General features: G+C 62.3%; 10 protein-coding genes. 6 read left to right on the top strand and 4 right to left on the bottom strand.

Features of this window, described 5'->3' with window-relative positions; translation table 11 throughout:
• Positions 1 to 46 precede the first annotated feature (46 nt).
• Together ACLH0H_RS17320 and ACLH0H_RS17315 are read left to right on the top strand one after the other, a co-directional pair.
• On the top strand, positions 47 to 796 hold the full coding sequence (locus ACLH0H_RS17320) for an AraC family transcriptional regulator (RefSeq protein WP_411378927.1): 750 nt from the start codon (positions 47 to 49) through the stop codon (positions 794 to 796).
• Between the two features lie 895 nt (positions 797 to 1,691).
• A complete protein-coding gene (locus tag ACLH0H_RS17315; protein WP_411378926.1) occupies positions 1,692 to 2,576 on the top strand; it encodes a DMT family transporter in 885 nt (294 codons plus the stop codon).
• A 10-nt stretch (positions 2,577 to 2,586) separates the two neighbouring features.
• Here ACLH0H_RS17315 and ACLH0H_RS17310 read toward each other — a convergent pair whose 3' ends face one another.
• On the bottom strand, positions 2,587 to 2,874 hold the full coding sequence (locus ACLH0H_RS17310; RefSeq protein ID WP_411378925.1) for a SelT/SelW/SelH family protein: 288 nt from the start codon (positions 2,872 to 2,874) through the stop codon (positions 2,587 to 2,589).
• 84 nt (positions 2,875 to 2,958) lie between these two features.
• Between ACLH0H_RS17310 and ACLH0H_RS17305 the strand changes: the two genes are divergently transcribed.
• Positions 2,959 to 5,151: a patatin-like phospholipase family protein gene (locus ACLH0H_RS17305; protein WP_186694530.1), complete on the top strand. Its 2,193-nt coding sequence runs from the start codon at positions 2,959 to 2,961 to the stop codon at positions 5,149 to 5,151.
• 32 nt (positions 5,152 to 5,183) lie between these two features.
• Here the strand turns inward: ACLH0H_RS17305 and ACLH0H_RS17300 are convergent, their stop codons facing one another.
• Positions 5,184 to 5,618, bottom strand: coding sequence for a MarR family transcriptional regulator (locus ACLH0H_RS17300; protein ID WP_076952957.1), 435 nt, complete (start codon positions 5,616 to 5,618; stop codon positions 5,184 to 5,186).
• A gap of 121 nt (positions 5,619 to 5,739) precedes the next feature.
• Positions 5,740 to 7,866: a DNA helicase RecQ gene (gene recQ, locus ACLH0H_RS17295; protein ID WP_411378924.1), complete on the bottom strand. Its 2,127-nt coding sequence runs from the start codon at positions 7,864 to 7,866 to the stop codon at positions 5,740 to 5,742.
• Between the two features lie 277 nt (positions 7,867 to 8,143).
• Here recQ and ACLH0H_RS17290 point away from each other — a divergent pair, with 277 nt between their 5' ends.
• The 3 genes from ACLH0H_RS17290 (at position 8,144) to ACLH0H_RS17280 (ending at position 12,822) form a co-directional block, all read left to right on the top strand.
• Complete coding sequence (locus ACLH0H_RS17290; RefSeq protein WP_411378923.1) at positions 8,144 to 8,731, top strand: UPF0149 family protein; 588 nt, start codon at positions 8,144 to 8,146, stop codon at positions 8,729 to 8,731.
• 20 nt (positions 8,732 to 8,751) lie between these two features.
• On the top strand, positions 8,752 to 9,135 hold the full coding sequence (locus tag ACLH0H_RS17285) for a YbaN family protein (protein WP_411378922.1): 384 nt from the start codon (positions 8,752 to 8,754) through the stop codon (positions 9,133 to 9,135).
• A 216-nt stretch (positions 9,136 to 9,351) separates the two neighbouring features.
• A complete protein-coding gene (locus ACLH0H_RS17280) occupies positions 9,352 to 12,822 on the top strand; it encodes a NahK/ErcS family hybrid sensor histidine kinase/response regulator (RefSeq protein ID WP_411378921.1) in 3,471 nt (1,156 codons plus the stop codon).
• A gap of 104 nt (positions 12,823 to 12,926) precedes the next feature.
• On the opposite strand, the gene rmuC is transcribed toward ACLH0H_RS17280, so the two are convergent.
• Entirely contained in the window at positions 12,927 to 14,291 is a 1,365-nt protein-coding gene (gene rmuC, locus ACLH0H_RS17275; RefSeq protein WP_411382428.1) for a DNA recombination protein RmuC, read from the bottom strand.
• Positions 14,292 to 14,419 lie beyond the last annotated feature (128 nt).

Raw genomic sequence — 14,419 nt, 5'->3', positions numbered from 1 at the left:
ACCGCGAAGCGTTGTAGATTGGCCGCTTGCCGCCCTGGAGAACGCGATGAGCCCTGCTCTCACGCTACGCCATTACCTCGAAGCACCGATCGTGCACAGCCACGACCATGCGCAATTGGTGTTCGGCCTGTCCGGGCACCTGGACCTGGAAGTCGAGGGGCGTGGCAGCCAGGTGCGCGAAAGCAGCGTGATGGTGCTGCCCTTCAGCGCCCACCATGCGTGCGGCAGCCGTGATGGCAGCCGCTGCCTGGTGCTGGATGTGCCCACCGAGCACTGGGTATTGCAATCATTGGGCGAGCACGCCGACGCCAGTCGCCGCCTGCTCGCCCAACCCGCTCGGTTGACGCTGGACTCGCGGCAAAACCAATTGGTGCAGTGGCTGGCACAGAGCCCGGTGGAGGACCCGCTGATCGTGCAGCAAGGCGCGGTGCTGTTGCTGGCCAGTCTCAATCATCCGCTGGCCCATCCGCCGGCCAGACGGCGCCTGCCGTACGCGGCGTTCAATGCACATATCGAGCGGCACGCGGCGCACCCGCTGCAAGTGGCTGACCTGGCGCGCCTCGCCGACCTGTCGGTGGCGCGTTTGCATGCGCGCTTCATGGTCGAATGCGGGCAGACGCCGATGGACTATATCCGCAGCCGGCGCCTGCATATGGCCCTGGACCTTTTGCGCAAGACGCCGCTGCCTATCGGCGCGATTGCCGAGCGGGTCGGCTATACCTCGCAGAGTGCGTTTGCTGCGGCGATGTTGCGTGAGTTTGGGGCGTCGCCGAGTTCTCTGCCGCGTTATGTGTAGGGATTGTTGCCGTGGCGGCCTTTGGGCCGACCATGTCGTTGGGGGGGTGACCGTGTACATATCCGTTCCTGCGGTCACGGCGGCTATTGGTTCCGCTCTTACAGCGGCTCACTTTTGAAAAGCGCAAAAGTAAGCAAAACGCTCTTGCCCCACCACTCGGTGCCTCGCCTAGGCTCGGCATGCCCTCACTCCGGCTTGAATCCGTGGGCCGCCGTCATGGGCCATCCATGGCCCAGGACGGCTAACCCGGCGTCCTGCCGGGTTACCCACGGATTCAAGCCTGCGTTCGGCCAGCGTGGTTGACGGGGCGCCTGAGATCAAAATCAAAAGCCAGATCAAGAGCCAGAGCCAATCTGAGGTCTATCTGATGTATGGAGATCAAACTGTGGGAGCGGGCTTGCTCGCGAAGGCGGTGTGTCAGCGAGTGCATCTGTAACTGATCCACCGTATTCGCGAGCAAGCCAGCTCCCACAGTTTTAACCGAGCTCGGCATGAACTACCGGTCGGCTCTAAGGCCGCCGCGCTTTTGCTTTTGATCTGGGATCGCCCCGTCAACCACGCTGGCCGTAATTCGACATTGATTTGGGGGGTAAACCGGCATGGATGGCGCGTGGCGGCGGCCCCCCAAATCATTGTCGGATTACGGGCATGCCGAGCCTAGGCGAGGCACCGAGTGGTGGGGCGAGGACTTTTTGGTTACTTTTTGGTCCTTCAAAAAGTGACCCGCTGTAAGAGCGGAACCGCCAGCCGCCGTTACCTAAATAATGGATATGTACACGCTCAACCAACACACGTAGGACGAGCCTGACGCTAAAAATCGCGAGCCGGACGACAGACACCGACAAGCCGCCCCACTAGACTGCGCTTCTGTCACCCGCTCGATACAAGGATCCCAATGACTCCCCGCTCAGCCCTCGGCGCCCTGCACATCGGCGCATTGATGTTCGGCCTTACCGGCGTGTTCGGCAAGCTGGCGGCCGCCTCACCGGCGATCATCGTGTTTGGTCGCGCCGTGTTTGCCGTGGCGGCCCTGGCGATATTTGCACGGTTCGCCAGCAACACCGCCTGGAAAAAGCTGGAGCTGCGCGACTGGCGCCGGCTGCTGGTCAGCGGCGTGTTGCTGGCGGCGCATTGGGTGACGTTCTTTATTGCCGTCAAAGTGGCCGGCGTGGCCGTTGCGACGCTGGGCTTCACGGCTTTCCCGGCCTTTACCGTGATCCTTGAAGGGTTGATTTTCCGCGAGCGCATCCGCGCCAATGAAGTGCTGCTGGTGGTGCTGGTCAGCATCGGATTGGTGCTGGTCACGCCGCACTTCAATCTCGCCAGCGAAGCCACCGGCGGGCTGCTGTGGGGAATCGCTTCGGGGCTGCTGTTTTCGCTGTTGTCGCTGAACAATCGCGCCAGTTCCGGGCGTATTCCGGCGGTGCAGGCGGCGCTGTGCCAGAACGTGGTGGTTGCAGCGTGCCTGCTGCCTGTGGCCGCGCCTGGGCTGGCGGAGGTGCGTGCGATCGATTGGCTGTGGATCGGTTTGCTCGGCGTGTTCTGCACTGGCCTGGCCCACAGCCTGTTCGTGGCCAGCCTTGCGGTGATCAAGGCGCGCACCGCTTCGGTGGTGTTTGCCATGGAGCCGGTCTACGGGATCACCGCAGCCTGGCTGCTGTTTGCCGAAACCCCGACGCTTCGCATGCTGCTGGGGGGCGCGCTGATCATCGTAGCGATTGTGCTGTCGGGGTTGATGGGCAGCGCCAGCCAGGCCAAACAGCCGGCTGCGGCGGCCTGATTGCCGACGGCTATTTCGTACGGTCGTTGTGCCCCAAGTCGCGCGGCGGGTCGATCTGGTCGCGCACGCGCTGCTTGAGCACCTTGGCTTCGGGGAAGCCGCCGTCGGCCTTGCGTTCCCAGATCTGCACGCCATCGCAGGTAATGCAAAACGCGCCACCGGTGGCTGGCGCCAGGGACACTTTGCCAAGATCATCGGCGAATGTGCTCAACAATTCCTGCGCCAGCCACGCCGCGCGCAGCAGCCACTGGCACTGGGTGCAATAGGTGATGACAATCTCGGGTTTGCTCACGGACATTATTTGTCTGACTCCAGGCATAACGAGGGATGAGGATCGAGTGGCTATAATACCGGCCTTTATCGCCCAGCCTCGAGATTCATGATGCGCCGCCTGTTGTCCTGCCTGCTTCTGTGCCTCTTTCCTCTTCTTGCCGACGCCATTGAACCGCCACGTCCGAAAATCGGCCTGGTGCTGTCGGGCGGTGCGGCCCGTGGGCTGGCGCATATCGGCGTGCTCAAGGCCCTGGAGGAGCAAGGTATCCAGATCGACGCGATTGCCGGCACCAGCATGGGCGCGGTGATCGGCGGGCTGTACGCGTCGGGCTACAAGATCGACGAACTGGAAAAGCTGGCGTTGAGCATCGACTGGCAACAGGCGCTGTCCGACGCGCCGCCGCGGGAAGACGTACCGTTCCGGCGCAAGCAGGATGACCGGGATTTCCTGGTCAAGCAGAAACTCAGCTTTCGCGACGACGGCAGCCTCGGCCTGCCACTGGGCGTGATCCAGGGCCAGAACCTGGCGTTGCTGCTCGAAAGCATGTTCGCCCACAGCAGCAACACCCGTAACTTCGACAAGTTGCCCATCCCCTTCAGGGCCGTGGCCACCGATATCACCACCGGTGAAAAGGTGGTGTTCCGCAAGGGCCACCTGCCCCAGGTGATCCGCGCCAGCATGTCGATCCCGGCGGTGTTCGCGCCGGTGGAACTGGACGGGCGGCTGCTGGTGGACGGCGGCATGACCGATAACATCCCGCTGGATGTGGCGCGGGAAATGGGCGTGGATATCGCCATCGTCGTCGACATCGGCACCCCGCTGCGCTCGCGCAAGCAACTGGCCACGGTGGTCGATGTGCTCAACCAATCCATCACTCTGATGACCCGGCGCAACTCGGAAGAACAACTCAAGGACCTGCACCCCAGGGACGTGCTGATCCAGCCGCCGCTGGCCGCGTATGGCGTGACGGACTTCGGCCGCGCCAAGGACATGATCGACGCCGGCTACCGCGCCACCCTTGCCCTCGATGCGCGCCTCGCCCACCTGCGCCCCGCCGGTCAGGTCGACCCACAATTGATGGCCGCCCGCACCCCGGGCGAACGTACGCCGGTCATCACTGCCATCGATGTGGAAAACGACTCGAAAGTCAGCGACGACGTGATCCGCTACTACATCCGCCAACCCCTGGACGAGCCGCTGAACCTGGGCCGCCTGCAGTCGGACATGGGCACGCTCTATGGCCTGGATTACTTCGAGCAGGTGCAATACCGCGTGGTCAAGAAAGGCCAGCAAAATACCCTGGTGATCAGCGCGCGCGGCAAACGCAGCGGAACCGATTACTTGCGCCTGGGCCTCAACCTGTCGGATGACATGCGCGGCGACAGCGCCTTCAACCTGGGCGCGAGTTACCGCATCAACGGCATCAACCGCCTCGGCGCCGAATGGCTGACGCGGGTGCAGATCGGCGATCGCCAAGAGCTGTACAGCGAGTTCTACCAGCCGATGGACACCGGTTCGCGTTACTTTGTCGCGCCTTACATCAGGGCCCAGGCGCAGAACGTGGAGCTGATCCTGGACAACGATCCCATCTCCGAATACCGCCTGGAACGCTACGGTTTCGGCCTGAACGTCGGCAGGCAGATCGGCAACAGCGGCGAGATCCGCTTCGGCGTCGGCGAGGCCTGGGGCAAGGCGGATGTGCGCATCGGCGACCGCGATTTGCCCAGCGTGAGTTTCAGTGAGGGCTTCTATGAGCTCAAGTACTCCTTCGACTCCCTGGACAACGTATATTTCCCCCATACCGGCGAAGACATCGGCCTGGCCTACCGCGAATTCGAACCGGGCCTGGGCTCGGACCAACGCTACCGCCAATGGGAATTCAAGCTGGACAAGGCCATGAGCCACGGCCCGGACACTCTGGTGCTGGGCGGACGCTATGGGCGCACCCTGGACGATTCGGAAAATGTGGTGAGTTCCAGTTTCCTGCTGGGGGGCGCCCGGCAGTTGTCGGGCTTCCGCCAGGATGCGATCTCGGGCCAGAACATCAGCCTGATGCGGGCGGTGTACTACCGCAGGCTCACGCCACGGTCGTATTTGCCGCTGGATTTCCCGCTGTACCTGGGTGCGTCACTGGAACGTGGCCGGGCGTGGAACAACGACAATGAATTCGACAGCGGCTACATCAACGCAGCGAGTATTTTCCTGGGCTTTGATACGCCGTTGGGGCCGCTGAATTTCAGTTATGGGTTCAATGATGATAATCAGAAGGCGGTGTATCTGAACCTGGGGCAAACGTTCTAGAGCCCCACAACCCAATGTGGGGCCCTCACAGATCAGGACTTTTCCAGGTTCGCCAGGATGCGCCCGTGCACGCGCATGCACACGCTCAAATCGGCTTCGTTCACGCCCTCAAACAACTCATGCCGCAGCTCGGTGGCGATGGTTTCGATCTGTTCGATCAACGGCCGGGCGGTGTCACACAACAGGATGCGCTTGGCGCGACGGTCTTCGACCACCGCCTGGCGTTGCACCAGGCCTTGGCCCTCGAGGCTGTCCAGCAGACGGGCCAGTGTCGGCCCTTCGACGCCAACGCTTTGCGCCAGCTCACGCTGAGTGGGCGCTTCTTCGAAACGCGCAAGGTGCAACAGCACCAGCCAGCGTGCCTGGGACAGGCCCAGCCCCGCCAAACGGCGGTCCAGCTCGGCACGCCAACCACGGGACATCTGCGCCAGCTGCATACCAAATCGGTGTTGATCGGTTAACGGCATAAAAAACTCTTGTTTTAGACTGAAAATAAAGTTTGGCTAATTATTAGTCAGCTAAGCATGAGCGTTGCCGCGAGGCAAGAGGTGCTCTGTACTGATCTGTTACATTGTCGTTATTGGCACACTAAATTTCGAATTCCGACTGCAAGGCGGCCCGCACGCAGTACAGGACACCTTCAGGAACACGCCCGGTAAACAGCGGTGCAATCTCCGCAACGGGTGGCAATTCGCCCTCTCCGTCAAGGAAGGCGTCCTGGATCTCGCCGAGCAAATCCTCCGGCAAATCAAGGGCCTGCTCCAACGACAACTGCTGCTTGCCAATGGATTCGGCGAGCAGGGTATAGACGTTCTTCTCCGAGCACTGCAACTGGCCGGCGATCTGGATCGGCGTCATGCCGGCGCGTGCCAGGCTGATCAGTTCGTGGCGTATGTCGGCGACTTCCTTCGGCGCTTCGGCCTGGCCGCCGAGCACTTCGAGGAAGGCCTGCCCGTAACGCTCCAGCTTGCGCGCGCCCACGCCGCTGACCCGCGCCATCTCGGCCATGCTGGTCGGTTGCTCGCGCAACATTTCCAGCAAGGTGGAGTCCGGGAAAATAACGTAGGGCGGCACGCTGTGTTCCTGCGCCAGTTTGCGGCGCAGGGTGCGCAAGGCTTCCCACTGCTCGCGTTCCTCAGAGCGCACCAACTGGCTGGCCTGGCTGGTGCTGCTTTTGGCGGTGGTCTGCGGCTTGAGGTCGCGGCGCAGCTCCAGGGTGACCTCGCCCTTGAGCAACGGCCGGCAACTGTCATTCAGGCGCAGGCCGCCATACCCTTCGATGTCGATGTCCACCAGGCCGCGCGCCACCATCTGCCGGAACAATGAGCGCCACTCGCCTTCGGCGCGGGCTTTACCGACACCGTAGACCGAGAGTTTCTCGTGGCCGAAGCTGCGGATCTTCTCGTTGTCCTTGCCCAGCAGCACGTCTACCAGATGCCCCACGCCATAACGCTGGCCGGTGCGGTAAATGGCCGAGAGGCCCTGACGCGCCGGCTCGGTGGCGTCCCAGGTCTGCACGCCGTCAATGCAGTTGTCGCAATGGCCGCATGGCTCGGGCATGTCTTCGTCGAAGTACGCCAGCAAGGTCTGGCGACGGCAACGGGTCTCCTCGCACAGCGACAGCATCGCGTCGAGCTTGTGTTGCTCCAGGCGCTTATGTCGCTCGTCGCCTTCGGAGTTCTGCAGCATCTGCTTGAGCATCACCACGTCTTGCAGGCCGTAGACCATCCACGCATCCGCCGGCAGGCCGTCACGGCCGGCGCGACCGGTTTCCTGATAGTAGGCCTCGAGGGACTTGGGCAGGTCCATGTGGGCCACGAAGCGTACGTTGGATTTATCGATGCCCATGCCGAACGCGATGGTAGCCACCATGATCAGGCCTTCTTCGTTGAGAAAGCGCTTCTGGTGAGCCGAGCGCGTCTCGTTGGGCAACCCGGCGTGATACGGCAGCGCCGGGTAGCCTTGTTCGCAGAGGAACGCGGCAACTTCGTCGACCTTCTTGCGGGACAGGCAATAGACGATGCCCGCATCGCTGCGCCGTTCGGAGAGGAATGCGAGCAACTGCTTGCGCGGCTGCTCCTTGGGCACGATCCGGTAAAAAATATTCGGCCGGTCAAAGCTCGACAGGAACCGCTCGGCGTTCTGCAGATGCAGGCGCTCGACGATTTCTTCGCGGGTACGCTTGTCGGCGGTGGCGGTCAGGGCGATGCGCGGCACATCGGGAAACAGCTCTGCCAATTGGCCGAGCTGCAGGTATTCGCGGCGGAAATCATGCCCCCATTGCGACACGCAGTGGGCTTCGTCGATGGCGAACAGCGCGATTTCCAGGCTTTGCAGGAAAGCCAGCATGCGCGGCTGCACCAGGCGCTCGGGGGCGAGGTAAAGCATCTTCACTTCACCGCGCTTGATCCGCGCCGCCAGGTCGCGCTGCTGCTCCGCGCTGAGGGTGGAGTTCAAGGCGGCAGCGGCGACGCCCAGTTCTTCCAGGGTGGCCACCTGATCATCCATCAACGCGATGAGCGGCGACACCACCACGGCCAGGCCATTGCGCAACAGCGCCGGCACCTGGAAGCACAACGATTTGCCACCGCCGGTAGGCATCAGGACCAGCGCATCACCGCCACTGGCCACGCGCTCAATGATCGCACCCTGGCGGCCACGAAAACTGTCGTAGCCGAAGATGTCCTTGAGGACGCGTTGTGCCTGCTCGAGCATGTATAACTCCAAAATAGTGCCGCAATTTCCTCTGTACAGGCTGGTCGAAAAAACACGGCGTCAGGAAAAAAAATCCGTAAGCGAAGTTTTCTCGGACTGGCGCTTGGCCTGCAAGGGCATCACAAAACGCGGCAGTATACCCGAGCGTCATCCGGCAAAGGGCGCCGCTGACGAATTGCAGCCCGTCTCTAAAACCTGGCAAATCTGCATGGCGGCTGGCCTGGGCGCTCAAGAAGGCCTAGAATTCAGCATCGTTTATTTCCAAGGTAGTCCTTCAATGTCCTTCGCTGAGCAACTAACCCGCCTGCAAGCCTTCCTCGACGCCGATGAGCTGCATGACGAGGCGCTGGACTACGTGGCCGCCCACGGTTACCTGACCGCCCTGTCGATCTGCTCCGAGGTGGTGCCCGACCGCGAATGGATCGACGCGCTGTTCGCCGAAGAGCCTCACTACACCGACGACGCGCACCGCGAAGAAATCGAATCGACCCTGGTGGCCCTCAAGGCCCACATCGGTCGCCAGCTGGCGTCCGACGAGGAATTCGAGCTGCCGTGCGAGCTGGACCTGGGTGACGACCCGGACGATTCCGACCTGCGCGGCTGGTGCATCGGTTTCATGGAAGGCGTGTTCCTGCGCGAAGCCGCCTGGTTCGAATCCGCCGAGGAAGAAGTCAGCGAGATGCTGCTGCCGATCATGGTCGGTTCGGGTCTGTTCGAAGAAGAAGCAGAGTTCTCCGACATCGCCGCCGACGCCAACCTGATGGATGACATGATCGTACAGATCCCGGAAGCCCTCACCGCCCTGTACCTGCTGTGCAACGCCCCTGACGAAAAACCGGCGATCCTCAAGCCACGTCACCACTGAGCCGCTTGCCCGTGAGACCCATGGGCAATCGCTCGCCGCTCCTGCGTTACGCGCTGCTGGCCATTGGCTGGCTCAGCGTAGCGCTGGGTGTGATCGGCATTTTCCTGCCGGTGCTGCCGACCACGCCCTTCCTGCTGCTTGCCGCCGCCTGCTTCGCCCGCAGCTCCCCGCGCTTCTACCACTGGCTGGTGGAACACCCGCGACTGGGGCCGTGGATCCGAGATTATCTGGACGGCAACGGCATCCCGCTCAAGGGCAAGGTCTACGCAATCGGCCTGATGTGGCTGAGCATCGGATTTTCCTGTTACCTGGTGCCGCTGCCGTGGGCACGGGTGTTCATGCTGACCAGTGCGGTGCTGGTGACTGTCTATATCCTGCGCCTGAAAACCCTGCCACCAAGGTAGGAGCGAGCTTGCTCGCGAAAAACCTGAGAGCGCCGTTGGGTGTCAGGTTCCCCGTGTCATCGTTAACGTTTTTCGCGAGCAAGCTCGCTCCTACAGTAAACATCCTGCGTCATTCGCCCTCACGCGACCTTGGTCGACACTGACTAACCCCAGGCATCATGCGAGACTGTCCGACCGGGCCCGGAATGCCCGGGCGTTCCCATGCTCGGAGTTACCATGACGCTGTCCAGCGGGCTGATCGCCGCCGTTGCCCTGGCCTATATGGCCATTATGTTTGCCATCGCTTTCTACGGTGACCGCCGCCGCGCGCCATTGCCGCCGCGCATGCGTGCCTGGGTGTACAGCCTGTCGCTGGCCGTCTACTGCACGAGTTGGACGTTTTTCGGCGCGGTAGGCCAGGCCGCCGAACAGTTGTGGGCCTTTTTACCGATCTACCTGGGACCGGTGTTGCTGCTGGTGTTGGCGCCCTGGGTGCTGCAGAAGATGATCCTGATCAGCAAGCAGGAAAACATCACCTCCATCGCCGACTTCATCGCCGCGCGCTACGGTAAATCCCAGTCCCTGGCGGTGGTGGTCGCGCTGATCTGCCTGGTGGGCGTCCTGCCTTATATTGCCCTGCAACTCAAAGGCATCGTGTTGGGGGTCAACCTGCTGATCGGCGCGGGCGCCGACACTACGGGCACCCGTGCACAGGACACGGCCCTGATCGTGTCGCTGGTGCTGGCGCTGTTCACCATTGTCTTTGGCACGCGTAACCTCGACGCCACGGAGCACCACCGTGGCATGGTGCTGGCGATTGCGTTTGAATCGCTGGTCAAGCTGTTCGCCTTTCTCGCCGTCGGCGCGTTTGTGACCTACGGCTTGTACGACGGTTTCGGTGACCTGTTCAGCCAGGCCATGTTGGCGCCCCGCCTGGAGGAATACTGGAAAGAGACCGTCAACTGGCCATCCATGGTGGTGCAGACCGGCGTGGCCATGATGGCGATCATCTGCCTGCCTCGCCAGTTTCATGTCACGGTCGTGGAAAACATCGACCCCCAGGATCTGCGCCTGGCCAAATGGGTGTTTCCTGCGTATCTGATTCTTGCCGCACTGTTTGTGGTACCGATCGCCTTGGGCGGCAAGATGATGTTGCCCAGCTCGGTGCTGCCGGACTCCTACGTGATCAGCCTGCCGATGGCTGAAGCCCATCCGGCCCTGGCGGTACTGGCGTTCATCGGCGGCGCTTCGGCGGCCACCGGCATGGTGATCGTGGCGAGCATTGCCTTGTCGACCATGGTCTCCAACGACATGTTGCTGCCCTGGCTGCTGCGTCGTTCCAGCGCCGAGCGCCCGTTCGAAGTGTTCCGACACTGGATGCTGTCGGTGCGGCGGGTCAGTATCGTGATCATTCTGTTGCTGGCCTACGTGAGCTATCGATTGCTCGGCTCCACTGCCAGCCTGGCGACCATCGGCCAGATCGCCTTCGCCGCCGTGACCCAACTGGCACCGGCGATGCTCGGGGCGTTGTATTGGAAACAGGCGAACCGACGCGGCGTGTTCGCCGGGCTGGCGGCGGGCACCTTTCTATGGTTCTACACCCTCGTCCTACCGGTCACGGCGAAAAGCCTGGGTTGGTCGCTCAGCCTTTTCCCAGGCCTGACGTGGTTGCATTCCCACCCGTTCGGTTTGTCCGTCACCTCGCTGACTCTGGGCACCGTGTTTTCCCTGGCCGGTAACTTCACGCTGTTTGTCTGGGTATCGATGTTCTCGCGCACGCGGGTGTCCGAGCACTGGCAGGCCGGGCGCTTTATCGGCCAGGAGATCAGCCAGCGCGCCAGCGCCCGCTCGATGCTGTCGGTGCAGATCAGCGACCTGCTCAGCCTGGCCGCGCGTTTTGTCGGCGAAGAGCGCGCCCAGCAGAGCTTTATCCGCTTCGCTTATCGCCAGGGCAAAGGCTTCAACCCCAACCAGAATGCCGACAACGATTGGATCGCCCACACCGAACGCTTGCTGGCCGGTGTACTTGGCGCGTCGTCGACCCGGGCCGTGGTGAAAGCCGCCATCGAAGGGCGGGAAATGCAGCTGGAGGATGTAGTACGCATCGCCGACGAAGCGTCGGAAGTGCTCCAGTTCAATCGCGCATTATTGCAAGGCGCCATCGAGAACATCACCCAGGGCATCAGCGTAGTCGACCAGTCGCTCAAGCTGGTGGCCTGGAACCGGCGCTATCTGGAGCTGTTCAACTACCCGGAGGGGCTGATCAGCGTAGGCCGGCCGATTGCCGACATTATCCGCTACAACGCCGAACGCGGACTGTGCGGGCCGGGCGAGGCCGAGGTGCATGTGGCGCGACGACTGCATTGGATGCGCCAGGGCCGTGCGCACACCTCCGAGCGTTTGTTCCCCAATGGACGGGTGATCGAGCTGATCGGCAACCCGATGCCAGGCGGCGGTTTCGTCATGAGTTTCACTGACATTACTGCATTCCGCGAAGCCGAGAAGGCGCTTACCGAGGCCAACGAAGGCCTGGAGCAACGCGTCACCGAGCGCACCCATGAACTGTCGCAGCTCAACGTGGCGCTCACCGATGCCAAAGGTGTGGCCGAGTCCGCCAGCCAGTCGAAAACCCGCTTCCTGGCGGCAGTCAGCCATGACTTGATGCAGCCACTCAATGCCGCGCGGCTGTTCTCCGCCGCCCTCTCCCACCAGAACGATGGCCTGTCCAGCGAAGCCCGGCAACTGGTGCAACACCTGGACAGTTCGCTGCGCTCCGCCGAAGACTTGATCAGCGATTTGCTGGATATTTCGCGCCTGGAAAACGGCAAGATCAATCCACAGCGCCAGCCGTTTATGCTCAACGAACTGTTCGACACCTTGGGCGCGGAGTTCAAGGCGCTCGCCCAAGAGCAAGGTCTGCGCTTCCGTTTACGCGGCAGTCGGTTGCGTATCGACAGCGACATCAAGTTGCTGCGGCGAATCCTGCAGAATTTTCTCACCAACGCCTTCCGGTACGCCGACGGCCCGGTGCTGCTTGGCGTACGCCGAAGCGAGGGCGAGCTGTGCCTGGAAGTGTGGGATCGCGGCCCAGGCATCCCACTGGACAAACAAAAGGTGATCTTCGAAGAATTCAAGCGCCTGGACAGCCACCAGACCCGCGCGGAGAAAGGCCTGGGGCTTGGCCTGGCGATCGCCGATGGCCTGTGCCGCGTGCTGGGCCACCGGCTGAGCGTGCGTTCTTGGCCGGGCAAGGGCAGCGTATTCAGCGTGCGCGTGCCGCTGGCGCGCAACCAGGCCAACCCGGCGCTCAAGGCACCCCAGGAAACCGGCTTGCCGTTGAGCGGCGCACGGGTGCTGTGCGTGGATAACGAAGAGAGCATCCTGATCGGCATGCGCAGCCTGTTGACGCGCTGGGGCTGTGAGGTATGGACCGCCACCGACCAGGCGCAATGCGCGGCGCTGCTGGCCGAAGGCATGCGCCCGCAACTGGCGCTGGTGGACTATCACCTGGACCATGGAGAAACCGGTACTGAGCTGATGGGGTGGCTGCGCGCGCAACTGGCCGAGCCGATTCCCGGCGTGGTCATCAGCGCCGACGGCCGCCCGGAGACGGTGGCGCAGGTGCATGCGGCGGGGTTGGATTACCTCGCCAAGCCGGTGAAGCCGGCGGCGTTGCGGGCGTTGTTGAGTCGGCATGTGCCGTTGTAACCAGACCCTGATCGGTCAACAGGTGGGAGCTGGCTTGCCTGCTATGGCGGTGTTGAATTCAACATTGCTATCGCAGGCAAGCCAGCTCCCACAGGAACCGAACTCTATTCAGGCAGGTGGGCTACGCCATCGGAATCGGTCATCGCCCGTTCCAACAGATCCGCGGGCAAGCTTTTACTCGCCCGAGCACCGAGCAGCCGCAATTGCTCGGTCCGGCTGACCAGATTCCCGCGTCCATCTGTCAGCTTGTTTCGCGCCGCGCTGTAAGCCTTATCCAACTGCTGCAAACGATTACCCACTTCATCCAGGTCTTGGATAAACAGCACGAACTTGTCGTAAAGCCAACCGGCGCGTTCGGCAATTTCCCGGGCGTTCTGGCTCTGGCGCTCTTGCTTCCACAGGCTGTCGATCACCCGCAAAGTGGCAAGCAAGGTGGTCGGGCTGACGATCACGATATGGCGGTCGAACGCTTCCTGGAACAGGTTCGGTTCAGCCTGCAACGCGGCGGAAAACGCCGCTTCGATCGGCACGAACAGCAACACGAAATCCAGGCTGTGCAGGCCTTCGAGGCGTTTGTAATCCTTGCCGGCCAGGCCTTTGACGTGATTACGCAGCGACAGTACATGCTGTTTCAGCGCTGCCTGGCCAATCACTTCGTCATCTGCCGCCACGTACTGTTGATAAGCGGTAAGGCTGACCTTGGAGTCCACCACCACCTGCTTGTCGCCGGGCAGCATGATCAACACGTCTGGCTGGAAACGCTCGCCGTCCGGCCCCTTAAGGCTGACCTGGGTCTGGTACTCGCGGCCCTTTTCCAGGCCTGCGTGTTCCAGCACCCGCTCCAGGATCAGCTCGCCCCAGTTGCCTTGGGTTTTCTGCCCCTTGAGGGCACGGGTCAAGTTGGTGGCCTCGTCTGACAGGCGCAGGTTCAGTTGCTGCAGGCGTTCCAGCTCCTTGGCCAGGGAAAAACGCTCGCGCGCCTCGTTCTGGTAACTTTCTTCCACGCGTTTTTCAAACGACTGGATGCGCTCCTTCAACGGGTCGAGCAACTGGCCCAGGCGTTCCTGGCTGGTTTCAGCGAAGCGCTGTTCGCGCTCATCGAAGATCTTGCCGGCCAATTCGGCGAACTGTGCACGCAGTTCGTCCCGCGAGCCCTGCAGGTCGGCGAGGCGTTGTTGATGGCTTTCCTGCTGCTCGCGCAGTTCGGCGCGCAAGGCCGCCGACAACGCATCGAGGCGGCGCAGCTCGGTCTCCTTGGCGCTGCGGTCGAGGTTCCACGCGTGGGCGGCGTCGCGGGCATTGTCGCGGTCGATCTGCAGCAATTCGACTTCGCGGCGCAAGGCAGCCAGGTCAGCTTGCTTGGCCGCATTGGCCTGGCTCAGGTCACTGATTTCATCGCGGCTGGCATCCAACTGCGCGGCGAGGCCTTCCTGGGCCAGCAGCGCGGTGGCGAGGCGTTCTTCGAGCAGTTCCCAACCGTTCATGCGCGCGGTCAGTTTCCGCTGAAGCTGCCAGCACGCGACTAACAAAGGCACGGCAGCGCCAGCGAAGCCCAAGGCAATACTGGTCCAGTCAAAAACCATAGACGATTCTGCCA

The organism is Pseudomonas sp. MPB26 (genome assembly GCF_046605355.1).
GTDB lineage: Bacteria > Pseudomonadota > Gammaproteobacteria > Pseudomonadales > Pseudomonadaceae > Aquipseudomonas > Aquipseudomonas cedrina.
Note: the sequence above shows the minus strand (reverse complement) of the source record. Positions and strands in the feature narration are given on the sequence as shown.

Excerpts from the sequence above, each read along its gene's own strand:
- recQ (WP_411378924.1), bottom strand. The coding sequence starts at position 7,866 with ATGCTCGAGCAGGCACAACGCGTCCTCAAGGACATCTTCGGCTACGAC.
- ACLH0H_RS17315 (WP_411378926.1), top strand. The coding sequence starts at position 1,692 with ATGACTCCCCGCTCAGCCCTCGGCGCCCTGCACATCGGCGCATTGATG.
- ACLH0H_RS17310 (WP_411378925.1), bottom strand. The coding sequence starts at position 2,874 with ATGTCCGTGAGCAAACCCGAGATTGTCATCACCTATTGCACCCAGTGC.
- ACLH0H_RS17300 (WP_076952957.1), bottom strand. The coding sequence starts at position 5,618 with ATGCCGTTAACCGATCAACACCGATTTGGTATGCAGCTGGCGCAGATG.
- ACLH0H_RS17280 (WP_411378921.1), top strand. The coding sequence starts at position 9,352 with ATGACGCTGTCCAGCGGGCTGATCGCCGCCGTTGCCCTGGCCTATATG.
- ACLH0H_RS17305 (WP_186694530.1), top strand. The coding sequence starts at position 2,959 with ATGCGCCGCCTGTTGTCCTGCCTGCTTCTGTGCCTCTTTCCTCTTCTT.
- ACLH0H_RS17285 (WP_411378922.1), top strand. The coding sequence starts at position 8,752 with ATGGGCAATCGCTCGCCGCTCCTGCGTTACGCGCTGCTGGCCATTGGC.
- ACLH0H_RS17290 (WP_411378923.1), top strand. The coding sequence starts at position 8,144 with ATGTCCTTCGCTGAGCAACTAACCCGCCTGCAAGCCTTCCTCGACGCC.
- ACLH0H_RS17320 (WP_411378927.1), top strand. The coding sequence starts at position 47 with ATGAGCCCTGCTCTCACGCTACGCCATTACCTCGAAGCACCGATCGTG.